At 57.3% G+C, this 23,231-nt stretch carries 20 protein-coding genes; 5 read left to right on the top strand and 15 right to left on the bottom strand.

The genetic code is table 11. From position 1 onward, the window contains the following. Window positions 1-230 precede the first annotated feature (230 nt). Complete coding sequence (locus R1T46_RS04815; protein ID WP_036211464.1) at window positions 231-659, top strand: thioesterase family protein; 429 nt, start codon at window positions 231-233, stop codon at window positions 657-659. 3 nt (window positions 660-662) lie between these two features. Here R1T46_RS04815 and R1T46_RS04820 read toward each other — a convergent pair whose 3' ends face one another. The 4 genes from R1T46_RS04820 to R1T46_RS04835 form a co-directional block, all read right to left on the bottom strand. After that, window positions 663-1,937, bottom strand: coding sequence for an MATE family efflux transporter (locus R1T46_RS04820; protein WP_051947109.1), 1,275 nt, complete (start codon window positions 1,935-1,937; stop codon window positions 663-665). 268 nt (window positions 1,938-2,205) lie between these two features. Then, on the bottom strand, window positions 2,206-2,703 hold the full coding sequence (tpx, locus tag R1T46_RS04825) for a thiol peroxidase (protein WP_213479723.1): 498 nt from the start codon (window positions 2,701-2,703) through the stop codon (window positions 2,206-2,208). Window positions 2,704-2,805: 102 nt separating this feature from the next. Then, window positions 2,806-4,011: a Bcr/CflA family multidrug efflux MFS transporter gene (locus R1T46_RS04830; protein WP_317307514.1), complete on the bottom strand. Its 1,206-nt coding sequence runs from the start codon at window positions 4,009-4,011 to the stop codon at window positions 2,806-2,808. Window positions 4,012-4,242: 231 nt separating this feature from the next. Further along, a complete protein-coding gene (locus R1T46_RS04835) occupies window positions 4,243-5,154 on the bottom strand; it encodes a LysR family transcriptional regulator (RefSeq protein ID WP_317307515.1) in 912 nt (303 codons plus the stop codon). A gap of 137 nt (window positions 5,155-5,291) precedes the next feature. Here R1T46_RS04835 and R1T46_RS04840 point away from each other — a divergent pair, with 137 nt between their 5' ends. Beyond that, complete coding sequence (locus R1T46_RS04840) at window positions 5,292-5,963, top strand: haloacid dehalogenase type II (RefSeq protein WP_317307516.1); 672 nt, start codon at window positions 5,292-5,294, stop codon at window positions 5,961-5,963. A 149-nt stretch (window positions 5,964-6,112) separates the two neighbouring features. On the opposite strand, the gene R1T46_RS04845 is transcribed toward R1T46_RS04840, so the two are convergent. After that, a complete protein-coding gene (locus R1T46_RS04845) occupies window positions 6,113-7,264 on the bottom strand; it encodes an alpha/beta fold hydrolase (RefSeq protein ID WP_317307517.1) in 1,152 nt (383 codons plus the stop codon). A gap of 339 nt (window positions 7,265-7,603) precedes the next feature. On the opposite strand from R1T46_RS04845, the gene R1T46_RS04850 reads away from it, so the two are divergent. Then, complete coding sequence (locus R1T46_RS04850) at window positions 7,604-8,500, top strand: acyltransferase (RefSeq protein WP_317308260.1); 897 nt, start codon at window positions 7,604-7,606, stop codon at window positions 8,498-8,500. On the opposite strand, the gene R1T46_RS04855 is transcribed toward R1T46_RS04850, so the two are convergent. The 10 genes from R1T46_RS04855 to R1T46_RS04900 all read right to left on the bottom strand — a co-directional run bounded on the left by R1T46_RS04855 (window position 8,497) and on the right by R1T46_RS04900 (window position 20,658). Further along, complete coding sequence (locus R1T46_RS04855) at window positions 8,497-8,703, bottom strand: hypothetical protein (protein WP_317307518.1); 207 nt, start codon at window positions 8,701-8,703, stop codon at window positions 8,497-8,499. The genes R1T46_RS04850 and R1T46_RS04855 overlap by 4 nt on opposite strands. A 67-nt stretch (window positions 8,704-8,770) precedes the next feature. Further along, window positions 8,771-10,759 (bottom strand): VacB/RNase II family 3'-5' exoribonuclease, encoded by a 1,989-nt coding sequence (locus R1T46_RS04860; RefSeq protein ID WP_317307519.1) that lies wholly within the window; start codon window positions 10,757-10,759, stop codon window positions 8,771-8,773. Between the two features lie 75 nt (window positions 10,760-10,834). Further along, window positions 10,835-12,553 carry a diguanylate cyclase gene (locus R1T46_RS04865; protein WP_317307520.1) on the bottom strand — a complete coding sequence of 573 codons (1,719 nt, stop codon included), beginning with the start codon at window positions 12,551-12,553 and terminating at the stop codon, window positions 10,835-10,837. Between the two features lie 75 nt (window positions 12,554-12,628). Next, window positions 12,629-13,078 carry a DUF411 domain-containing protein gene (locus R1T46_RS04870; protein ID WP_317307521.1) on the bottom strand — a complete coding sequence of 150 codons (450 nt, stop codon included), beginning with the start codon at window positions 13,076-13,078 and terminating at the stop codon, window positions 12,629-12,631. Window positions 13,079-13,203: 125 nt separating this feature from the next. Next, a complete protein-coding gene (locus tag R1T46_RS04875) occupies window positions 13,204-15,468 on the bottom strand; it encodes a heavy metal translocating P-type ATPase (RefSeq protein WP_317307522.1) in 2,265 nt (754 codons plus the stop codon). Between the two features lie 6 nt (window positions 15,469-15,474). After that, window positions 15,475-15,906, bottom strand: coding sequence for a MerR family transcriptional regulator (locus tag R1T46_RS04880; protein ID WP_199448358.1), 432 nt, complete (start codon window positions 15,904-15,906; stop codon window positions 15,475-15,477). 219 nt (window positions 15,907-16,125) lie between these two features. Further along, on the bottom strand, window positions 16,126-16,443 hold the full coding sequence (locus R1T46_RS04885; RefSeq protein ID WP_317307523.1) for a hypothetical protein: 318 nt from the start codon (window positions 16,441-16,443) through the stop codon (window positions 16,126-16,128). Window positions 16,444-16,501: 58 nt separating this feature from the next. Next, window positions 16,502-18,763: an EAL domain-containing protein gene (locus R1T46_RS04890; protein ID WP_317307524.1), complete on the bottom strand. Its 2,262-nt coding sequence runs from the start codon at window positions 18,761-18,763 to the stop codon at window positions 16,502-16,504. Window positions 18,764-18,817: 54 nt separating this feature from the next. Beyond that, window positions 18,818-20,125 carry an HD-GYP domain-containing protein gene (locus R1T46_RS04895; RefSeq protein ID WP_317307525.1) on the bottom strand — a complete coding sequence of 436 codons (1,308 nt, stop codon included), beginning with the start codon at window positions 20,123-20,125 and terminating at the stop codon, window positions 18,818-18,820. Between the two features lie 92 nt (window positions 20,126-20,217). Further along, a complete protein-coding gene (locus tag R1T46_RS04900) occupies window positions 20,218-20,658 on the bottom strand; it encodes a CoA-binding protein (protein ID WP_317307526.1) in 441 nt (146 codons plus the stop codon). Window positions 20,659-20,801: 143 nt separating this feature from the next. Here R1T46_RS04900 and R1T46_RS04905 point away from each other — a divergent pair, with 143 nt between their 5' ends. Continuing rightward, window positions 20,802-21,530, top strand: a complete 729-nt coding sequence (locus R1T46_RS04905) for an MBL fold metallo-hydrolase (protein WP_317307527.1) — start codon at window positions 20,802-20,804, stop codon at window positions 21,528-21,530. Then, a complete protein-coding gene (locus R1T46_RS04910) occupies window positions 21,527-23,224 on the top strand; it encodes a hypothetical protein (protein WP_317307528.1) in 1,698 nt (565 codons plus the stop codon). The genes R1T46_RS04905 and R1T46_RS04910 overlap by 4 nt, the downstream gene beginning before the upstream one ends. Window positions 23,225-23,231 lie beyond the last annotated feature (7 nt).

A 23,231-nucleotide genomic window follows, 5' to 3' on the forward strand; every position in this document is an offset into this window, starting at 1 on the left:
TGGCCTTTTCAAAACTGTGCGGAGCCATGGATGGCGGAGCCCAAGCGTCACATGGATGTGCTTGAGCGTGTTTTGAAAAGGCCATCCCTATCCCTGCGACTCTAAAGCCAGACGCGCCGAAAATAACTCCCAAGATAACCAATGTGCGGTCTGCTGTCTCGGGGTGTCGGCATGGTTACAACCAAGTATCATTGGGTTTACAGAAAATTCCCCCACACAGGAACGCCGACTTGGCTCGCATCAAGCTCTCTTTCCCGGATAACGCCTTTTATTTTGAAACCAAGATGCCGGTTCGGATCACCGATATCAATGGAGCCAACCATCTGGGAAACGATGCGTTAATCTCCATGCTGTCTGAAGCCAGGGCACAATTCCTGGTGAACTATGGTGTCGAGGAAGCCGACAAAAACGGCGTGGGTATTATCGTGACCGACCTGGCAACGATGTACCAATCGGAATCGTTCTTTCCGGAGATGCTCCGCTTTGAAGTGGGGCTGATGGACTTCAACAAATACGGCGGGGATTTCGTATTCCGCGTAACCAAGGCGGAGAGCGGTCAACCCGTGGCCCTGGCCAAGTACGGTTTCGTGTTCTTCAATTACCAGCGCAAATCGGTTGTGCCGATGCCAGAGAGTTTCCGCGCACGCTTCGGCGATTAGTATTTAGTCCTGGAGTGCCAGCTTTCGGATGCCTTGCCGGTAGAACAGGTAGGCCATGACACCTGCCATCAGGTTGCCAACCAGCGCACCGCTCATCAGGCCGTTGATACCGCCGAGCTGTGAGCCGAGCCAAAGCAGTGGCAGAAAGCAGAGGAATAACCGCAGGACCGACACCAGCAGCGCCCGCATGGCAAGCCCCAGCGCATTGCACACCGACACCATCAGCATGCAGATGCCCAGGCCGGTATAGCTCAGCGGCACCCGAACCAGATAACTGCCCAACACATCGCTGACGGCGCGATCGCTGGTAAACAGCTCTGAGACCACTCCTGACGCTAAAAGCCAGATCAATCCAATGGCCAGTTGCCACACCACCACAAAACGAACCGCCAATCGCACGAGAACGCGAATCCGCGCAAGCTCACCGGCCCCAAGCATGCGGCCAATCATGGGCGGCATCGACATGGTCAGTGCCAGCACCACCACTATGGAGAAGAACTCGAGGCGAGTGCCCAGGCCCCAGGCCGCGACGGCGGCGGAGCCAAAACCAGCCACCATGGCGGTCGCGAACATGGCCGAGGCTGGCGGCATCAGCTGGCTGACCATAGCCGGCGCCATGATGCCATTCAGTTGTTTCAGTGCCTTGCCGAGGGCCAGCTGGGAAAGGTCGAAGCGTATCCAGCCAGAGCGCAGCAGTTTGGGGTAGATAAACAGGCAACCGATACCGAAGGCGGTCACGGTTGCCAGGGCAGCGCCTTGCAGGCCCCACCCGAAAACGAAGATGTACAACGGGTCCAGGGCGATGTTTGCCACGCTGGTGGCGACCATCATATAGCCAGGGAGTTTGGTGTCGCCGTGGGAGCGGCACACGCTGTAGCCAAAGTAGAGCATGGCGCCGGTCCAGGCGGAGAGTAGCCAGGGTATCCAGTAACTGCGGATCAGCGGCAGCAGGCTCTGTTCGGCACCCAGGCCAGCCATAATCTGGGTTTGCAGCAGCCAGAGGGCGATACACAGGATAATCACCAGAGTGGCGCCCACGGTGACGACGAGACCGCCCAGGCGTTCAGCACGGAGTTGGTCGCCGGCGCCTAGCGTTCTGGAGATGATGGCGGTGGTGGCGATGCCAAGGCCCACCTGCAGGCCGATGATGAGCTGCTGCATGGGCAGTGTGAAGCCCAGTGCCGCCAGTGGGTCGCGGCCGAGTTGGCCAATAAAGGCGCTGTCGACGAGTTGGAAGGTCATCAGTGACAGTACGCCGAAGAGCATGGGCCAGGTCATGGTGAACAACTGGCGCGGCAGGCTGGCTTGTGGGGTGGCGTTCGTCACGTTGGTGGCTTCTGTTCCAGGTGTTTTGCTTGGTGGGCGATTTTAGCAGTTATCGGTTTGTGAGTGGGTGCAAAGGCCGGGGCGCCTTCCCCAGACACGCCGTGAACCCATCCATGGGGGCTCGGCATTGCCATCCCTGGCAATGCACGGTCTGGGGAAGGCGCCCCGGCCTTCGCACATCAATTACGGAGTCGCTTTCAGTAAGTCGGAGTGCTGGGAATCAAAGCGCCGAAAGAGCGGCTTCGTAATTCGGTTCTTCCTTGATTTCACCAACCAACTCACTGTGCAGAACCTTGTTGTTCTCGTCCAGGACTACCACCGCGCGGGAGGTCAGGCCCGCAAGTGGGCCGTCCTGGATGGCAACACCGTAATCCTCCTGGAAACTGTAGTTTCGGAAGCTGGAAAGGGTAGTGACATTTTCCAGGCCTTCGGCACCACAGAATCGACCGGCAGCAAAGGGCAGGTCGGCGGAAACGACCAGCACCACAGTGTTGTCCAGGCTGCTGGCTTTTTCGTTGAACTTGCGGGTGGAGGTGGCGCAGGTGGGGGTGTCTACGCTGGGGACGATGTTCAGGACTTTGCGCTTACCAGCCCAGTTGTCCAGGGTGACGTCTTCCAGGCCCTGAGTCGTGAGGGTGAAGTTGGGGGCGGTGTCGCCGGTTTGCGGAAGGGTGCCGCTCACGGTGATTGGATTACCGCCGAGTGTGACGTTGCTCATTTGGAACTCCCTGATACTGGCTTAATGGATTTGTGTTTAACAGCTTACTCTGTGTAGTCCATTTTGGATGTTTTTTCATCCACGAGTCGAGTTACGTCGGTTTCAGGCGGGCTCAAATCCGGGAGCAGGGTGCCGCTGGACCAGCAGCAGGAAGCTGACCAGGGCTGCAATGGCGCAGGCAGCGATGATGCCCGCCATTACCACGGGGGTACCATCGTGGAAGTGCCCCACCAGCGCACCCACGGTTGCAGCAACCGCCATCTGGGTGAAGCCGAACAACGCCGACGCGGAGCCGGCCATGCTGGGGAAGTTGGCCAGGGCTCCGGCCATGGTCTGGGGTAGAATCATGCCCACGCCCACCATCAGCAGCGATTGGGGGAGAATAACGGCCCAGACGTTATAAATATGGGCCGTTGCCAGCGCGGCCATTAAAGAACCGCCGGCCACTGCCACAACCAGGCCACGGATCAGTATTTGATCCGGCGTCAACGATCGCCCCAGTCGAATGGCCGTGAGATTGCCGCCAATGTAGCCGGTGACGATGCAGGCAAAGAACAGGCCGAAGTATTGCGGTTTCACGCCCAGGAAATCAATCAGCACGAACGAAGAGCCCGACAGGAACGCAAACAGGCCGGCAAAGGTCAGGGAATTGGTCAGGGTGTAGCCCAGGAAGCTAATGTCCGAGGCAATTGCCCGGTAATTCTTCCACAGGCTGCTGATTCGCAGGGATTGCCGGTTTTCCGGGTGCATGGGTTCGGGAATACCGACGGCGACGACAATCGCCATCAACAGAGCGTAGCCACCCAGCGCCAGAAAAATTGACGACCACCCCAGGCTGACCACCATAAAACCGCCGAGAGTTGGTGCAACAGCGGGTGCCAGGGCCATGATGCTGGCCAGGATGGCCATGATCCTTGCGGCGTCCCGTGGGGAATAGATATCCCGTACCGCTGCCCGGCCCAGCACTGGACCGGCTGAGCCGCCAAGCGCTTGCAGGAAGCGGCACAGGATCAGTGTTTCAATATTGGTGGCAAGAGCACAAACAACGCTGGCGATCGCAAACAGCAGGAATCCGCCAATCATGATGGGCTTACGCCCGAAACGGTCCGCCAGCGGGCCGCAGACCAGCTGTGCCAGGGCAAAGCCGACCATGTAGATACTCAGGGTAAGCTGGACTTGTCCGGTATCGGCTGAAAGCGCCTCTCCCATGGCGGGCAAGGCAGGCAGATACATATCGATCGCCAGCGGCCCGAGGGCGACAGCGGCTGCCAATAGTATCGTTGTCCATACACTCGTTAGCGCAAGCATTAGGTGACCTGAAGTTATTCGATGACAAGCGAGCTGGGAGTGGTGATGGCCTTCCGAAACCGTGCGGAGCCATGGATGGCGGAGCCCGAGCGTACAGGGACGTATTTACAGCGTGTTTCGGAAGGCCATCACCACTCCCAGCGACCTACTCGGAGTCTGGTCAGTCTACGGATCAAGAGGGACAAGATAACGGCCGGCTATTTCATACGATATATGAGCAAATCAGATGAATTAGGTATTGAGGCCGTTGATGGTCGCTGCTACGCCGTTGACGTGGTTTCGAATCCAGCGGTGAGCGGGGTCGTTCTGGTTGCGTTTGTGCCACAGCATCAGCAATGTGAATGGCTTGTAGTCGAATGGTAGGGGCGTCCATGCAAACTGCTGCAGTAAGTCCTCACTCATGCGCTTGGGTGCTGTTGCGAGCATGTCAGTGCCTTGCAGGAAGGCTGGCAGGCCGGAAAAATTGGACACGGTTACGGCGGTTCTCCGGGTCAATCCCTGGGCGGCTAACGAACCTTCGAAAGCCGTTTTTTCACCGGTGCCAAACAGGATGGCGATGTGGTCCGCCTTCAGGTAATCCGCCAGGGACTCCGGGGCCTGGCGGATGGCGGGATCGTAGAAAACCACCATCTGATCCGCCATCAGGCCCCGCTGCATGATGTCGGTGGCTTCCGGTGCGTGAGGGGAAATAATCAAGTCACACAAGTCTTTACGCAACATGTCGGCGGTCGGAATGCCCGAGGGGACAACCTGCAAGCGGATGCCAGGCGCTTCTTGTCGGATCACGGACAACAGTCCGGGTAACAGCAGGTCGCGCTGATAGTCGTTGGCGGCGATGGTGAAGGTGAACTCGGCCGTGGCCGGGGCAAACGGCGGCCCGGAAGACAGGGAGTGCAGGTCGTCCAGTATCTGGCGAATGTGTGGGCCGGCCTGGAGCGCATAACGGGTGGGGACAATGCCTCGGCCGGATTTGACGAACAGGGCGTCGCCCAGGGCCTGCCGTAATCGGTCCAGAGTGTGACTGACCGCGGACTGGCTTACGCCCAGGCGCACGGCTGCCCTCGACACGCTGCCCTCATCCAGCACGGCGATGAAGGTGCTGAGGGAGCGAATGTCGAGGTTGAATGTATCAATGGGGTTCATGAATGGCAGTGTACCCGAGGTGTGGTGCGTTGCCCATTCCAGACTGATTTGGCGTTAGCGACTTGAGTAAACATTCAGAAAGCGATGCTGACTGGTTTACGATGGAGGAAAATAACGGACTGAAAAAGGAGCTCCCGATGAAGCCAATCCTGGCCTTCGATGTGTACGGAACCCTGGTGGACCCCATGGGTATGGCGCAACTGCTGGCTCCAGACGCGGGCGAGGCAGCGGAATCGGTGAGTGCCCAATGGCGGGAGAAGCAGCTGGAGTTTTCCTTTCGCAAGGGGCTGATGCGGATGTACGAGGATTTCGGGGCCTGTACCCGGCAGGCGCTGAGATATGCGATGGCCAGCCACGGTTTGAACCTTGGAGGAGAACGGGAAGATGAACTGATGGGGGCCTATCTGTCGCTGCCGGCTTTTGACGACTCGTTACCGGCATTGGAGTCCCTGAAAGGGGAATATCGGATGTTTGCGTTTTCCAACGGCACTTATCCGGCGTTGGAGAAGGTGCTGGGGCATAACCATTTGCTGGATCTGTTTGAGGGGCTGGTGTCGGTGGACGATATCAAGAGCTTCAAGCCGGACCCGGCGGTGTATGCCTATGCGCGGCGGGCGACGGGGGCAATAGATCGGCCTCTGTGCATGGTGTCGAGTAACGCATGGGATGTGATCGGGGCTCGAGCGGCGGGGTTGATGGCGATCTGGGTTCAGCGTGATCCCGGGAAGGTGTTTGAGGATTGGGGGATTGAGCCTAATGCCGTAGTTCGTAGTCTTTCTGAGTTGCCCGCGACTTTGGCTAACCTCTGATTTTGGTGGGGGCACGGCTCGGGAAGAGCTATCCAAAACACGCTCCTTCGGCACATCCATGTGGCGCTTGGGCTCCGCCATCCATGGCTCCGCACAGTTTTGGATAGCTCTTCCCGAGCCGCGCGTTCAACTCTGGTGATAGCCGTCCTTTAGTCCGATCTTTGCGCCAACCACTCCGCCATCTCCAGCCAGCTTTCCTTCGGCGCCTTGCTGCCGGCCAGGATGCCCATGTGGCCGCCGGGGGTAACCCGGAAGGTAACGTCTTTTGAACTGACGTGGTCTTCAATACGCTTGACCGCGACCGGTGTTGCCAGGGTGTCGGTGTCGCCGGCGATGGCAAGTAAGTTGGCGTTTACATTTTCCAGCCTGGCAACGTCCTCGCCGATCTGGATCTGGCCTTTAGAGAGTTCGTTGTCGATCCACAGGCGTACTACGGCGTCCTGCACGATTCCACCCGGGTAGGCGACCATGCGGTCGAGGAAGGCGGAGGTGGTGGCGTGGCTGGCGACGAAGTCGCGGTCGCCCAGGCGGACGATGAGTTCCCAGTAGCCCATCACGCTGCCGATGGGGTTGGTGAGTTTGAAGCCGATGGTGTTGGCCCAGCCCGGTGAGTGGAACCAGTGGGGTTTGACGTCGTGCAGGCGAAAGCCGGTGCGTTTGCGGACGAAGTCGGCGACGTCGGACACCCGTTGGTACATCAAACCCATCAGCCCGGATGCGTGGCTGTCGATGGGTGAGCCCAACACGATGGCGTTGCGGATGTGCTGGTCGCGGCTGAGGGCGGAGTAGAACAGCGTGAACATGCCCCCCAGGCTCCAGCCGTGCAGCGACAGCTCCTGTTCGCCGCTGTGTTTCCGCACCCGATCCAGGTACGCCGGTAGCAACTCCGCCACGTAGGTGTGAAGGTTATAGTGACTGTGCTGCCGCGTGGGCACGCCCCAGTCGATCAGGTACACCTCAAACCCCTTGGCCCGCAGGAACCGTACCAGGCTGCGTTGGGGGAACAGGTCGTAGATCAGCATGTTCACCGCCAGTGGCGGCACGATCACGATGGGCGTTTTGTGGGGCGTACGTTCCACATCGATCATTTCGCCATCCAGCTCAATAAAGTCCTCCGCCAGCGGAGGGTAGTAACGCAGGCTCACCAGACCATCGGTGTACAACGTCTCGAACGGCGTTTGCCCTGCCTGCACCAGGCTGGCGGCGCGGAATACGCGGTCGAAGGCGTTACCGGCGTATAGTGCGGTCTGGCGGGTTAACCCGGAGGCTTTTTCAAAAGCGGATTTCATCGGGTTGGGCATAGAGGTTTCCATAAAATGCATGTCGCTAACGGATTATGAATGAAAGCATGCGGCTGGCACGCAAATCTGATCGTGCGGGTATGAAAGCCCTTTCCCGGACCGTGCATTGCCATGGATGGCAATGCCGAGCCCCCATGGATGGGTTCACGGCGTGTCCGGGAAAGGGCTTTCATACCTGCACAGCCACCAGTGTTGGATAAGACTAGACTACCCGCATGGGCCAGAACTATGGCAAGAACGTCCACCACCAATGGCAAACCGGTCACTTCAGGCCACTGCCCAAAGCTGCCAACCATTGGTATCATTCAGCCATCGAAAAAAACCAACAACAGGACAACCATGCTCAGCTTCCTGCCAGCCCCCGTCATCGGCGTTATCAGTTCCATCCTCCTGGGGCTGAATACCCTGTTCTGGTGCCTGCTTCTCTATATTCCGGCCATACTCAAACTGATCATCCCCCACACCGGCTTCCGGGTACTGTGCACCAAAGTCATCATCTGGATTGCCGAAGCCTGGGTCGCCTGCAACACGGGCTGGATGAAACTCACCCAAGGCACGAAATGGACCGTCCACGGCGACGAAAAACTCAAACGGGAAAGCTGGTACCTGGTGTTGAGCAACCATCAAAGCTGGGTCGACATCTTTGCCATGCAGCGGGTGTTTAACCACCGTGCACCGTTCCTCAAGTTCTTCCTCAAGCAACAGCTGATCTGGGTGCCGGTTATTGGCCTGGCTTGGTGGGGCCTGGATTTCCCGTTCATGAAGCGCTACACCCGAGAGTACCTGATCAAGCACCCGGAAAAACGCGGTGAGGATCTTAAAGCGACGCGGGCAGCCTGTGAGAAGTTCCGCTACACCCCGGTGAGCGTGATGAATTTCGTGGAAGGCACTCGCTTTACCCAGGCCAAGCACGACAAGCAGAAATCAAAATACACCCACTTGCTGACGCCCAAAGCCGGTGGCGTGGCGTTCGTGCTGGATGCCATGGGCGACTCCATCGAAACCCTGGTGGATGTCACCATTGCCTATCCGGGGGGCGCTCCAACGTTCTGGGATTTCATGTGTGGAAGGGTCAGTGACGTGAAAATGGAGATCGACACCGTCACCATCCCGGAGCATCTCAAGGGTCGGGACTACGCGTCGGATGCAGAGCACCGGAAAAACGTGAAGAACTGGCTGGCAGAGCAGTGGCGAGCGAAGGACGAGCGCCTGTCTAGGATGCTTGAACCAGACTAAGTGTTGTCTTCGTCGTCCTCGACTTCATCCGGGTGTTCTTTCTTGTAACGCTCCCACTCTTCCCAGTCATGAGGCGTGCCAGCATGAGGGCGCTTCAAGTGCTTTGCGTGCTCCATCGCATTGTGGCGCAGGCTGTGGTCGCGCTCCTCTTCTTCCTCTTCGAAGCCGTACTTCTTCAGGAACTCGGTTGGGCTGATAGGCATCCGGATTCACCTCCGTCACGAATAAGTGCCCGTCTACTTAGTAAGATGGTGCTCCGGAGCCCAATTTTCAAGCGTCGGTGGTGTTCGCGGGCTCGCTGCTGTCAGCCGTTGTTTCCACCAGATTGAACAGGATCTGCTTTCTCTCGTCATCCACCCCCGCATAGGTCACGGTTACCGGCTCTTCCAGTTGGAACGTGCGACCGTTCTTGTTGTGAACGAGACGCAGAGTGACCGGATCGAAGCTGAACTTGCCCTCTAGGGTCTTACAGCTGACAAATCCTTCCAATCCGTTGGCATCGAGTCTTACAAAGAAGCCGGCAGGCGTGGTGCGGCTGATGACGCCGGCCATTGAGTCTTCCCCAAGGGTCTTCGCAAAATCACTCTTCAGCCAGTTTTCAAGGCTGTTGGCGGCCTGACGGGCGCGGATCTGGGCCTGTTGTAACTCCGCCAATTGCTCTTCGGTGAGTTCGTTCAGTGCATCCTGCCACAGGATCGATTTGATCAGGCGATGCACATGAAAGTCGCTGAACTTTCGGAGTGGCGAGGTGAACGTGGTGTAGGCGGCCAGCCCCATGCCCTGGTGGGGAGCCGGCGTGAACGACAGCTCGGCGCGGGCAAGCTGGCGGGAAACGATAGACTTGACCGGAACGTCTGCCTCCAGCCCTTCCGTCTTCTTCATCAGCTCACGAAAACCTTCGGCACTGGTGACATCAATGCCCGCCAAGTCCGGAGCATAACCCTCCAGCAGGGCGCGGACATTGTCAGCACGGTCGTCCCGCAAACCGGGATGCTGGATAAACAGCCCCTTGTCACGTTGGCCAAGGAAGTCCGCCGCGCAGCGGTTGGCAGCGATCATGCACTCTTCCACCAGGCGATGCGCTTCATTCTGCACGGAGGGCTCAATCAGTCGTACTCGGCGGTTTTCATCCAGGCGCAGACGGAATTCCGGTCGGTCGCCGTTGACCAGTGCATGCTCAGTCCGCCACTTACGCAGGGCGGTGGCGATCTGGTGGAGCTGGTCCAGGCTGTTGGACACGCTTTCGGGCAGTGCCTTGATGTCGTCGTCTTCGCGACCTTCGATCAGATTGGACACCAGTTCGTAGCTGAGTTTGCCATGGGAGCGAATCACGGCTTGATGAAAGCTGTAGTCGCCCAGGCTGCCGTCATTATTCACCTGTAGGTCACAGACCAGGGCCAGACGTTTGACATCAGGCATCAGTGAGCACAAGCGCGTGCTCAGGGTATCCGGCAGCATCGGCAGTGGCTCGCCAGGGAAATAGATGGCGGTGGCACGGCGGAAGGCTTCCTGCTCGGCGGGGCTACTCGGTTCGATCACCGCCGTTGGGTCCGCAATGGCGATGGAGAGCTTCCAGCCGGTAACATTGGGCTCGGCCAGCAGGGCATCGTCCATGTCCTGGGTGCCGGGGCTGTCGATGGTCACATAGGGCTGGTCAGTGCGGTCATCCCGGCCTTCGCTTTTTGTTTCAACGGTTGATTCATCCAGCGCACTGGCCTGTTTCTGCACGGCATCGGGCCAGGTGTCTGGCAGGTGAAAGCTGGCAACGGTAAGTGCGCGTTCGATGCCGGTATCACCGGCTTTGCCGAGGACTTTCAGGATCTTTGCCTGGCCTTTGCCATCTTTGATCGGATGTTTGTGAATCTGGCAGTAGATGTAGTCGTCGGGCTCGGCACCCTGGCGCTCTTTTGGCGGTATGAAAATCCAGCGGTTGATGCCGGGGGTTTCCGGCACCACGAAGTGGCCTTTACCTTTAACCAGATAGCGACCAACGAACGTGTCCAGACTGGTGTCCAGCAATTCATCAATCACGCCCTGGGTTTTGCCTTTATCGCCTTCTTCCTCAGTGATCTTAACGCGGTCACCGGGCAGCACTTTCTGCATTTCTTCCGGTGGCAGGAAGACATCCCGCCCCTCATCCAGCGCGACAAAGCCGAAACGCCCATTGGTGGCTTTGACGGTACCCGGGAAGACAACCTTGTTTTCCTCGATATTGGTTTTCAGCTGGCGCAACTGGCTGAGGGCGTCGGCATTGAGCATGAACAGAACCTGGCTGGATAAAATTTGAGTGTTGCTGCGGAGTATACCGGTTATGGCGGTATGAGTCAGACCATGTTACGCGGGGTTAATTTCCTGGCCCGACCCATCAGTGATAAGCACTTTATTCCGCCCCTGCTGTTTCACGCGGTAAAGCGCCTGATCAGCCTGGCGCAGAATGGTGTCAACGTCGTCACCGGGCTGGCAGAGATACCCGCCCACACTGACGGTCACGGGTGTACCGGTGCGAATGCTGTCCCTTTCGATCGTTTCACGTATCCGCGCGGCAATCTGGCACAGGGTGTCCTCATCACAAGGCGAGAGAACCACCACGAACTCGTCGCCGCCCCAACGCCCTGGATGGTCGTAGGGTCGCACGCCAGCTTTGAGCCATAGCGCGACACGGCAGAGAATGTCGTCACCGGCCTGATGGCCCAACTCGTCGTTGATGGCCTTGAAGTGGTCAATGTCCAGCCAGATCAGGCCGAAGCCCGTGTTTTGTCGTTTTGCCCGTTGTATTTCCTCATCCAGGGCTTCATCCAGGCCGCGACGGTTCTTCAGGCCGGTGAGGGCGTCGATGCGCGCCAGCCGGTTCAGTTCATCGGTGCGTTGTTCCACCTTCCGTTCCAGTTCACGGGTTGAGTTCCCGAGTGTGTCGGTCATTTTCTCGAAATGACCGGCCAGCCGGCCGATCTCGTTGTTCGGCTTCTCCAGGTGTGGAAGCGTAAAACTGCCGCTTCGAACGTTCTCAACGGCACTCTCAAGGCTGACGAGGGGTTTGAGGATGCGGGAACGGATGATCAGATGGAACAGAATCAGGGTGACCAGCAAACTGGTCAGGAATACGGCAACCAGAGGCCATAGGTAACTGCGGGGCAGGAGCGCTTCAAGATCCAGCAGGGTGATTTCGAACCAGCCGATGGCAGGCAGGAAGGCCACGCCCGCCAGGTGTTTTCGGCCGTCCACGGCCACGAAGCTGCTCTCCACAGCACCGGTGGCGCCGCCCCGGTTTTTCAGGAGTTGCAGCATGCCGAGCACCTTCTGCTTGTCTTCCGGGTTATCAAACAGCAGGTCGACGGTGCTTTTCTGGCCTTCGGGTTTGATGATGCTGGCAAAGTCGATGTAGTTGCGGTCGCGGTAGAGCTGTATCGCGCCGTTGTAGTCCACGAACAGGGTGGTGATACCCTCCTGGTCAATATCCACGATATCCTGCAGGAACGCGTCCAGGTCCAGGCCGGTACCGACCATGCCGACGATGCGATCTTCCTCATCCCGCATCAGCACGTCGATCCAGAGTTTGGTCACACCGAGTTCGGTATCAGGGTTTACGTTCAGATGAAAATTGCGGCCTTCCTCAATCAGTTGGAAGAACCAGGCATCTTCGGGTTTGTCGGGGTCCAGGATGTAGCGGAACTGATCATTCGCAAATTCGTTGTTGGTATTATTGTAGTAATAGCGGCGGGAATCACGGAGGGCGACGAAATAACTGTTGTCGCGGAAATTGCTCCGGAAACTTTCCATTTCGCGGATGGCGTCGCGCTGTAACGCCTTATCTTCCGGTGAGGTAACCCAGTTGACCAGAGTGGAAGAGTCGGCCATCTGGCGGGCAAGCCCGATTTCCCGTTCCAGGGATTGCAGCAGGCGGGCGCTGTCGTAGCGCACCTGAATTTCAGCAACCTGCTGCCCCCAGCGCTCAATGATGTCCTCGGAAAGCTCACGATACGCAAGCCAGGAGGCGACTGAGACGATGATCATCAGAGCCGCTGCCAGGCCGAGTAGTCGGGTTTTCAGGCTCAAAAAGCTTTCCTTATGCACAGTCTGGATCTATCAGGAAGGTATGATAGAGCAGGCATGGCAAAGTGTGTAGGAAAACTAGTTGTGTTCTGCGAAGACTTTGGTCTGGCCGCTGTCGTTGAACATCAACACCTGATAGCGATCCTTGCGATCCCCCACTTCCATGCCGGGGGAGCCGGCTGGCATGCCAGGCACCGACAGGCCCTTTGCTTTCGGGGCCTGGGCGATCAAGCGGTGAATGTCATTGGCAGGCACATGGCCCTCAATCACATAATCGCCGACGAACGCAGTGTGGCAGCTGGCGAGTGACGGTGTCAGGCCGGCGTCGATCTTTATCGGGTTCAGGTTATTGGTTTCAGTGACTTCCACCTTGAAACCGTTTTCCTTCAGGTGGTCCACCCAATCCGTGCAGCAGCCGCAGGTCGGTGACTTGTAGACATGGATGTCTTTCAGCCCGTCTTCGGCCTGTAACTGACCGTTCAAGCCGACGGTTGCGACGAGGCCAAGGGCCAACAGTTGTTTTTTCATGATGTTACCTCAATGATGATGGCTGTGATCGTGGTTTGGTTCTCCGCCGCCAGAGGGTGACAACCAGAACCACCAGACGATGGCGGCCATCAGGACCAGTCCTCCGGCATTGACCAGAAGTGCGTTCATTGGTTCCCCTCCTTGCCTGCGTTACTGGTGGTTTTGAACAGTCGCAGCCGGTTGGCGTTGGTAACGACCGTGACCGAGGACAGCGACATCGCGGCGCCGGCCAGTATCGGGCTCATCAGAATCCCCCACAGTGGGTAAAGCAGTCCGGCCGCGACGGGTATGCCCAACGAATTGTAGGCAAAGGCGCCGAACAGGTTCTGATGGATGTTGCGTACCGTGGCCCGGGATATCTCAATGGCGTCGGCAACGCCGTGGAGAGAGCCCCGCATCAGCGTAATACCGGCGCTTTCAATGGCGACATCGGTGCCGGTGCCAATGGCAAAGCCAACGTCCGCCGCTGCAAGGGCAGGCGCATCGTTGATGCCGTCGCCTACCATTGCCACGGTATAACCTTTGCCCCGCATCTCGCTGACGATGGTGGCCTTGTCTTCCGGCAGAACTTCAGCGCGGTAATCGTCGATCCCGGTTTTCTCGGCGATGGCCCTGGCGGTGCCGTCGATGTCGCCGGTCACCATCATCACCCGGATGCCGGCGTCGTGCAGTCGCCGTATGGCGGCTTCCGAATCCTGTTTCACCGCATCGGCAACGCCGACCACCCCCAGGGCTTGATTGCCCAGGGCCAGGAACAGTGGGGTTCCGGCCTCGGCGGTGATGGCATTGGCCTCCTCCTGCAGTTCGGCCAGATCAATGTTCTCGCTCTCCAGCCAGCGGCGGTTGCCCAGGCGCGCGGTTTGTCCATCCAGCTCGCCCTGCACGCCTTTGCCGTTGAGGGCTTCGAAGCGGGTGACATTGTCCGGCGTTGCCCCTTGGTCCTTCGCCTTCGCCATAATGGCTTCGGCCAACGGGTGCTCCGAGTGTTGTTCCAGACCGGCGGCCAGGGCCAGCAACCTGCCGGTATCGCCGTCGGTGGCATGGAAACGGGTTACGGCCGGGTGACCCTCGGTAATGGTGCCAGTCTTGTCCAGGATCACCAGATCCAGCTTGCCGGCCGTCTGCAGGGCGTCCCCCTGGCGAATCAGCGCGCCGTATTCGGCCGCCTTTCCGACGCCCACCATCACTGACATAGGCGTGGCAAGCCCAAGGGCACAGGGGCAGGCGATGATCAGAACTGTTGTCGCGGCCACCATCATGTGAACCACGGCCGGTTCCGGCCCGACGTTGTACCAGACCAGTGCCGATACCACGGCAATCAGCATCACGCTGGGTACGAAAATCGAGGAAATCCTGTCTGCCAGGCGGCCGATAGCGGGCTTGGAGCCCTGGGCCTTTTTCACCAAACGGATGATTTGTGCGAGGGCGGTTTCGCTGCCGACGCGGGTGGCCTTGTAGATAATGGAGCCATGGGTGTTGATGGTGCCGGCGGACACTTCGTCGCCCTCGCCCTTGCTGACAGGCATGGGCTCGCCGGTGAGCATGCTTTCATCAACGCGGGTGCTGCCTTCGGTAATCTCCCCGTCCACCGGGAGTTTTTCACCCGGACGAACGCGGATGTGATCACCCGCCCGAACCTGTTCCACCGGCAGATCCTGCTCCTCGCCATCACGGATTACGCGTGCGGTTTTGGCGCGCAGATCCAACAGCCGGCGCACGGCTTCCGAGGTCTTGCCCTTGGCGCGAAGCTCCAGTGCCTGCCCCAGATTGATCAGGCCGATAATCATCGCTGACGCCTCAAAATACACGTGCCGTGCCATTTCCGGCAGTGCATCCGGGATGCTGGCTACCGTCATGGAATAGACCCAGGCAGTGCCGGTCCCCAAGGCGATCAGCGTATCCATGTTGGCATTGTGGTGCCGGAACGCTTTCCACGCGCCGGAGAAAAAGTGACCACCGGTGACAGCCATGACGCCCAGGGTGACCACGCCAAGGGTCAGCCAGATCGGTTGGTTCTCGCTGGTCACCATCATGGTGCCAAAACCCATGCCCCAGATCATCAGACCGAGACCAAGGCCCAGACTGACAGCCATCTTCACCAGCAGGGTCTTGTACTGCTTACGATCCTCCTCCTGCTTGCGGTCGTCCGCCGCGTCAGGGTCTTCGATTTGGCTGGCTCCATAGCCGGAGCTTTCCACCGCCCTGATCAGAGCCTGCGGGTCAGCATGCCCGGTCGCCGTGGCAGTTCGGTCGGCCAGGTTCATGTGAGCGCCGGTGATGCCGTCCACCGATTTCAGGGCACTCTCAATCGTATTCACGCAGGAGGCACAGTTGGCGCCGGTAACGGCCAGTTGAATCTGGCCGTCGTTCAAATCGGTTTTCTCATTCATCGAGTCTTACTCCTTCCAACCGTCGTCCGGCAGGGATTCATCCCAATGTTCAATCAGCCTGCATATCGTGTGTCCGTCCGGCGTGCCGTCCGGCATATCCTGCCAGGCGGACAGCGCGGCGGTCATACGACTACGCAGTTGCTGTAACTCGGCAATCTCACGCTCCACTTCCACCAGCCGCTGCTGGAACACGTCCCGCACCATCGGGCAGGGCGAATGATGGTCATCTGCCTGCTCCAGAATCTGTCGTATTTCCGGCAGTGAAAATCCGAGTTGCCGGGCTTTGCGGGCAAATCGAAGGCGACGCAAATCCTCAGAATCGTACTGTTGATAATTGTTGTCGGGGTTCCGAGTAGGTTTTAGCAGTCCTTCCCGGGTGTAGAATCTAACCGTATCCGGATTTACACCAGCGCCTACAGCAATCTCTTTAACTTTCATAAGCCAGATCGCTACCAATCAAGTTGATCGAGTGGGTGGCTGAAACCTTCTTCCGAAACTGTGCGGAGCCATGGATGGCGTAGCCCAAGCGTACATGGATGTATTTACAGCGTGTTTCGGAAGAAGGTTTCAGCCATTCACGAATGGCACCCAAGTATGAGTGCTGTTGATACAAAGAATAGCTTAAAACCTATGAGCTACTCACAGGTCAAAGGTTTTTCAGGAAGAGTTTTTAGCGCGCAGGAAAGTGCCACAGGCTTTGCACTGGTCTGGGGCCATCAGCTTGGCCTGCCAGCCAATCTTTTGCCCACAGGCGGGACATGCAAGACGCAGTTGCAGAATGATAATGGGGGTAACTAAAGCGGCAATCAGAAGCCCCAGTGGCCCCCAGCTGTCGCCACTGGATAGCCCAAGCTGGCTGCTGAAGACCAGAACAATGACCAGCGAGAAGAACGCGAAAATGAAGTAACGCTTGTTCCAGGCTTCCCACCGTCGCAGAAGGACATCCTGTTCCGGCGTCAGATATTTAGAACTCATGAGGCCACACCTTGAAAATGAATACGGCAATAGTGGTGAATTGCGGCACTCATTTCAATCAGCTACCAACCGGCGTGTCGATTTCCAGCAAACCAGCACTCAGCGCCCGCTCCAGTTCACGTGCCGGAATCGGGCGGCTGATCAGGTAACCCTGAATCACATCGCAGCGGTGATTCTTGAGGAAGGTCAGCTGCTCATGGGTTTCCACGCCCTCCGCCACCACCTGAATGCCCAGATTGTGGGCCAGGTTAATCACCGCGCGGGTAATCACCGCATCGTCGTGGCGTTCGGTAACGTCGGTAATGAAGGAGCGGTCAATCTTCAGCAGGTCCACTGGAAAATCCCGTAGGTAACCCAGTGAAGAGTAACCCACACCGAAGTCATCAATGGCCAGGTGCACACCCAGCTTGTGGAGCTTGGTCAGCTGGTTCAGGTTGTGCTCGATATTCTGGATGAAGATCTCTTCGGTCAGCTCCACCTCCAGCCGGCTCGCGGGAACGCCATTGCTTTCCAACGCTTCCTGGATATGGTCGACAATACTTTCGTCATCCAGTTCGCGCCCAGAGAGATTCACCGCGATGCGCAGATTGGAGTAGGGACCTTTCTGCCATTTCGCCAGTTGCCGACAGGCGGCCATGACCACCCAGCGACCAATGTCGGTAATGCGGCCGCTTTCCTCCGCCAGGGGAATGAAGTCCACTGGTGGCAACAGGCCTCGGCGAGGATGCTGCCAGCGTATCAAAGCCTCCACGCTGTTTATGGACGAGTCGTTGAGATCCAGTTGCGGTTGGAAATAGAGCACGAACTCGTCGTTGGCCAGCGCGTGGTTAAGATCCTTGTCCAATTCCAGGCGCATGACCTCCCGGTCCTGCATGCCCTCGGTGTAGAACTGATAGGTGTTGCGGCCCTGTTCCTTGGCGCGGTAGAGCGCCACATCGGCATTGCGCAGCAAGGTATCGGCATCCAGGCCGCTTTGAGGATAGACAGCCACGCCCATAGTGGCAGTGATACTATGTTCCTCACCCTGCACGGCAAACGGCTCTTCAAAGCATTGCTTGATCTGGCCCAGCAGATTGATTACATCATCAATGTTTTCAACATGCTGCTGGCACACCATGAACTCATCGCCGCCGGAATAGGCCACCATCACTTTTTCGTCGCTCAGGGCATTCAGGCGTTCAGCGACTTTGATGAGCAGTTCGTCGCCGAATTGATGGCCGAGAGAATCGTTGAGCGTCTGGAACCGGTCCAGGTCGATCATCACCAGCGCTGCCTGGCGCATCTGACGGTCGGCGATGCTTAGGGTGTGCGCCAAGTCTTCCATGAAAAAACGACGATTGGCGAGGCCGGTCAGCGCATCTGTGGTTTCCAGGCGAGCGAGATCTTTTTGCACCGCCTGACGTTGGCTGATTTCCGCATCCAGCTCCCGGCGGGTTTTCAGCAGTGCATGGTTGCGCTTGAGAGTCAGCTGCACCAGGAGTGTGGTAAGGCTGGTCAGCAGGCCCATGAACAGCATGACGATGAAGGTCACAAATGGCCAGCGGCTGCGTTGTTCCTCGACCCACGAGATGGAGGGGGTTACCGCCAGTGTCCAATCGAGTGTTGGCAGGTCAACATCCAGGGTGCGGGAAAACCTGGAGTCTGTTTCCATTGAATCGTTAAGCACATAGGCGGGGTCGCCTTTTTCCCGGATTTCGATGTGGAAGGAGGTCAGGGCGCGGTTGGAAAGCATGTAATTAGCCAGGGTTTCCATCCGGAACACACCGGCAATAAAGCCGTTGTTGGCGTTGCCGGTGAATATGGGCGCGTAGATGACCATACCCTTGCCACCCTGCTTCAGGTTCACAATGCCGGAGATATCGAGGTTCCCCGTGGCTTGTGCCTCAAGCAGCGATGCCCGTCGTTCCGGGGAGAAGGCCACATTGAAACCAATGGCGTCTTCGTTACCTTCGATCGGCACCATCCAGCGGATGACATAATCGCGGTCAATCCACTCGATCGCCTGGTAGACGCCAAAATCTGACAGGTATCGGCGGGCGTCTTGCTCCCAGATCTCTTTTGGCGTGTCCGGCAAGGCTTCAAATCGTTTCGCCATGCGGCTGATGGAGTTTGCGTGAACACGGAATTCCCGCTCCAGCCGCTTTGCCATCGAAGTGGCTTCGCTGCCGAGATTGGACTGGATTTGGGTGTGGTCCTGTTTTTCGATGCCGTACTGCAAAACCAGGGCGATTCCCAGAAACACCAGGAAAATCAGTGCCGGAAACGCCGGGTTCAGCAGTCCCCTCACGAACAGGGTTAGCGCCGATGCAGGTTTGTCCACAAAATGCTCCGGTTGATGAGGTGAGTGACTAACATATCGGCCGTATTCATCTAATTATGAGGGATAAACGCTATGATCTGTTACCAATTGCTGAATCCTTCCCTTCAGTGAAATTCCGAAAGCGCCATCCGGCAACGGATGGTGAATCGCTTGCTGTTCTTCGGTTGTCGGGTTTGCCAGGTCAACGATTCGGGGAGGGACCGGCTTTTTGTTGGCATCCATCAGTATCTCAATCCTGGGTTTGAGTTTTTTACCCGGGTGCACGGTCACGATCAGGGCCACTTCCCCGCTATTGAGCTCCACCAGTGTTCCAGGTGGATAAATGCCCACCATGCGAATAAAGGCTTCTACCATGTCAGCATCGAACTGCCGGCCGCGATTGCGGTATAGAACGCGGATGGCGTCAGATGCCGGAATTCCGTCACGGTAGCAGCGGTCACTGGTCATGGCGTCGAATGCGTCAACGATGGAGACCAGCCTGGCAAAGCGGCTGATCTGCCATTCCTCCAGTTGCTGCGGATAGCCGCGGCCATCCAGGCGCTCATGGTGGTGACGGGTCACATCCAGGACAATTGGATCCAGCTTTGGGTCAGAACTCAATAGCTCATAGCCGAACGTTGTGTGTTTTTGCATGATCGCATATTCAGCCGTGCTCAGAGCGCCAGGTTTATTAAGAATTTCGTCAGGAACCTTAAGCTTGCCCAGATCGTGAAGCAGTCCGCACATACCGGCAATTTCCAGGTCCTCGTCGGGCAGACCCAGAAAGCGAGCGAAGGCTATGGTGAAAATGGCCACCCGCAAACAGTGTTCCGCGGTATAGGCGTCGCGGGACTTGATGCGGCTCATCCAGAACATTGCACTGGCGTTGGCTTTGATACTTTCCACGCATTCCCGGATAACGGGGCGGGCGTCTTGCAGATTCAGGTCATTGCCCCGTTCAAGGGCAAGGGTGATCTGTTCCACGAACGCCTGGGTTTTGCCCCACACCTGATTGGCGCGAGGTATTTCTTCCGCGAGGGAACGGGTTTCCGGAAGTGGGTTAGCCGTGCGCTGTTTGTGACTGGTGACCCTTGCGAGGGCCTCAGCCAACACCTGCTCGTCGCCTTCAACCAGCGCCCATTCGCAGTACTGACGGAGTATGCGAGCCTGGTGATCGTTCTCAAGAGTGAATCCCTGGAACAGTACGGGCACTTCGATCCAGGGTCGGTCCAGCTTGACGATGCGCATGCCGTAAGTCAGCAGATCGACGGTCAGACGGACGCGCTCAACTCTGGTTTGGGCGTCAGGGTCAAGCGATCCTGCCTGAGAACGGGCAATCGGTTTTCGTGAAGGAGGTGTGCTGGTTTTACGTCGGAACCACATGGCTCTGCCAGTCTTCTGATTGTCTGGCTAGATTATGGCAGAAGTGTTGCGGTCAGAACAGGATGGCGGGAATCCTGACTGTGGGCGACAGCTTAGCCTGGCGGCCGCGACACTGTGGGCACGCCAAGGCGGGGGATTTCCTGCTTGGGGCACCGGTCCATCACGACCGTTACACCGGCCTGTTCAGCTCTGTGAGCACCCGCTTCGTTGATAACGCCGATTTGCATCCAGATAACGGGAATGCCCAGCTCAATCGAGGAGTCGATGACGGGGTCGGTATGGCTCGGTGCGAGAAACAGATCCGCCATGTCCACCGCTACTGGAATGTCTGCCAGGTTGGCGTATGCGGTTTCCCCCAGCACCGTCCTGCCAGCCAGCCTTGGGTTCACCGGAATCACCCGGTAGCCTCGGCTCTGCAGATAGGCCATCACCTCATTGCTGGGGCGGTTGGGTTTATCGCTGGCCCCAACAAGCGCTATGGTGCCAACATCGCGCAGGATAGAGTAAATTGTTGTTGGTGTACTGATTGGCATAATGCGTTCAACGTTGGTAGCGGTTTTGCGGGAACATAATACTCAAAGCTCGGAGTTTATATCTAAAAGCTTGCATATATTACTATCCCTGTTCAAGATTTTGTCACCCTATCCCTTCCGGTAACTACTTAAAGGAACGAATTATGGCAACGCTGACAATGCTGGGAGTTGGCCACTCCGAAGCGCTCAAGCATTGGAACAATAATGCAATGGTGGAAGCGGGTGGTCGGAGATTATTGATTGACGCGGGCTATACGATTAAGTTTGCGCTTCAAGATCAGGGGTTGGGTCTGGCCGATGTACACGCGGTTTTTATTACTCATGCCCATGCCGACCATTGTTTTGGTCTGGAGCGATTAGGATACGAGTGCCGTTTTCAGCATGGTTTTCGTCCTACTCTTTATCTGCCGCCTGGAGTGTATGAGGAGCTGTGGGAGCATACATTGAAGGGTGTCATGGGGCAGGTTGGTGAGGGGCCTGCTGAGTTGGACGATTTCTTTGATGTGGTTTTGCTGGAAGACATGAGCTTTGAGTTTGAGGGCATCCAGTTTCAGCTGTTCCAGAATCAGCATACCCCGCAAAAGCCATCGTACGGCCTGTTTATCAACAACCACCTGATGTTCAGTGGCGATACACGGCCGATTCCTGATCTGGTCGAAAAATTCACTCCCCAGGTCATTCTTCACGATGCAACGCTGTCGGACTGGAATCCTGTTCATGCCTCGGTACGTGAACTCAGGGAAACCTATCCCTTTGAGGTGCGCCAACGCATGCATCTGATGAGTTACGAGGACAACTTTGAACAGCACCGGCTCGAAGTGGAAAGCGAGTTTGCCGGTTTCGTGAGGCAGGGACAGGAATTTGCGCTTTGACTGACGAATTGGTGTTTGCGCAGGTACTCCATTCGGATCTGAATGCCGGTCGCTTCCTTGTACTTGTGACGCACGATCAGCGTCTGTGTTACAGCCACTGGCGACCGTTTCAGCAGAAAGGGTTTCCAGCAGTGGCCGTTGGCCAAGGGTTCGAGGTGCGCCTGGGGAAGGATCGCCGGGACGGAGAGACCCTGGTGGTGCGCGAGGTGCTGACTCAATGCGCCCCTCCTGACATCACCGTGCGCAGCGATGGTCGTGAAGCACCAGCAGACGAACCGCGGCCTGTTGGGGAAGCCGAATTTCTGTCCGTCCTGGACGATTTTCATGGCGTCGTTGTCATCGCGAACAGAGTGCTGGATGGCTCTGAACAATCCGACATGAACGTGGCTGGATCGCTGGTATTGATCAACTGCCGGGTATTGGGAGACTTTCGTTGGATTCGTGCCAGGTTTGCCGGCAGCCTGTGGTGCCTGAACTGCAAATTCGACAATCATTTCAGTTTGAAGTCCGGGCACCTGAACGGCAGCGTACTGATGTTTGGTTGTGATTTCAGCGGTGCGGGAGGGGTTTCCTTCCGTGGGCTACAAGCCTGCTCGTTGCTGATGGAGTTTGGCACTCGTGGCAGTGATGACATGCTCTGGCTTAACGAGATGACGTTGACAGGATGCTTGGCACTCAACGGTACCTTTGATGCTCCGGTTCAACTGATGGCGATTCAGGATGATGCGCCTGTGAATACGTCGCCTTCTCTGGGGCAGGTTTTTATCGGCCGTCAAAGCTATCAGGCCGAACAGCTCAGCAAAAACAGCTTCAATGGCGGGTTGCATATCGCTGGTTACACGGTGTCTGGTGATATCGAGATTCATCGTACTCACCTGCAACACCTACGGCTTACCGACATAGAGACAAACACACTTCTGGTGCAAGATTGCGAGTTGGTTGCAGATTTGTGTATGGATCGGATTCAGGTGATGAATGAGGACGCCGGTATTGCCATCCGGGACACATTGGTTGGGCGTCGCCTGAAGATAACGGGGCGCCATTTGCGTGGGCGCTGCAGTTTGAACGGCTCCTCGGTGGGCCAGGCTTGGATAGTGGAACTGGAAGCGCCAGAGGAGGGTACGCCAAGTGTGGATCTGACACGTTTTCATGCTGACCAGGCGTGGTTTGATCCGATCTCGCTGATCTACGGGCCCACTCAACGACGTCGTGCCATGACCCCGCCCCCTTTTGGTTTGCTGACGCGGGCCGATGTCAGTAATCCGGGCGAGGATGATCGCCGCCACCTGGCAGAAGCCTACACGCAGTTCAAAAACTGGATGTCTGCCACAGGGCATTTGCGTGAAGAGGATCATGCATTTTTCCATATGCGGCACTATAAAGAGGCAAGTCGCTCACGCCGTTATTTGCTTGGTGGTATGTTTGGCTGGGGGATACGTCTTCGCAACATTCTGGCGGCAGCGTTGATGATATCCTTGATGTTTTCAGCCATGTTTGTGGCACTGGGCGTTGGGTCTGGTGAGGCGGTCATGCTGAGCCTCCAGAGTTTTATCAGCAGCTTTTATGGCAACTGGAGCAGCCCCACCCCTCCTGCTACCGGGATCATGTCAATACTGGTAACGCTAGAGTCGATGATCGGTGTGCTCTTCGTGACCGTACTTGTTGGTGCATACATCCGAAAACTGCTGAGATAACCTGATC

It is taken from the genome of Marinobacter salarius (genome assembly GCF_032922745.1).
Taxonomy (GTDB): Bacteria; Pseudomonadota; Gammaproteobacteria; order Pseudomonadales; family Oleiphilaceae; genus Marinobacter.

Coding starts and splice junctions, on each gene's coding strand:
- R1T46_RS04840 (WP_317307516.1), top strand. CDS start 5,292: ATGAAGCCAATCCTGGCCTTCGATGTGTACGGAACCCTGGTGGACCCC.
- R1T46_RS04845 (WP_317307517.1), bottom strand. CDS start 7,264: ATGCCCAACCCGATGAAATCCGCTTTTGAAAAAGCCTCCGGGTTAACC.
- R1T46_RS04820 (WP_051947109.1), bottom strand. CDS start 1,937: ATGACCTGGCCCATGCTCTTCGGCGTACTGTCACTGATGACCTTCCAA.
- R1T46_RS04855 (WP_317307518.1), bottom strand. CDS start 8,703: ATGCCTATCAGCCCAACCGAGTTCCTGAAGAAGTACGGCTTCGAAGAG.
- R1T46_RS04905 (WP_317307527.1), top strand. CDS start 20,802: ATGGCAACGCTGACAATGCTGGGAGTTGGCCACTCCGAAGCGCTCAAG.
- R1T46_RS04835 (WP_317307515.1), bottom strand. CDS start 5,154: ATGAACCCCATTGATACATTCAACCTCGACATTCGCTCCCTCAGCACC.
- R1T46_RS04885 (WP_317307523.1), bottom strand. CDS start 16,443: ATGAGTTCTAAATATCTGACGCCGGAACAGGATGTCCTTCTGCGACGG.
- R1T46_RS04850 (WP_317308260.1), top strand. CDS start 7,604: ATGCTCAGCTTCCTGCCAGCCCCCGTCATCGGCGTTATCAGTTCCATC.
- R1T46_RS04880 (WP_199448358.1), bottom strand. CDS start 15,906: ATGAAAGTTAAAGAGATTGCTGTAGGCGCTGGTGTAAATCCGGATACG.
- R1T46_RS04830 (WP_317307514.1), bottom strand. CDS start 4,011: ATGCTTGCGCTAACGAGTGTATGGACAACGATACTATTGGCAGCCGCT.
- R1T46_RS04875 (WP_317307522.1), bottom strand. CDS start 15,468: ATGAATGAGAAAACCGATTTGAACGACGGCCAGATTCAACTGGCCGTT.
- R1T46_RS04860 (WP_317307519.1), bottom strand. CDS start 10,759: ATGCTCAATGCCGACGCCCTCAGCCAGTTGCGCCAGCTGAAAACCAAT.
- tpx (WP_213479723.1), bottom strand. CDS start 2,703: ATGAGCAACGTCACACTCGGCGGTAATCCAATCACCGTGAGCGGCACC.
- R1T46_RS04900 (WP_317307526.1), bottom strand. CDS start 20,658: ATGCCAATCAGTACACCAACAACAATTTACTCTATCCTGCGCGATGTT.
- R1T46_RS04895 (WP_317307525.1), bottom strand. CDS start 20,125: ATGTGGTTCCGACGTAAAACCAGCACACCTCCTTCACGAAAACCGATT.
- R1T46_RS04870 (WP_317307521.1), bottom strand. CDS start 13,078: ATGAAAAAACAACTGTTGGCCCTTGGCCTCGTCGCAACCGTCGGCTTG.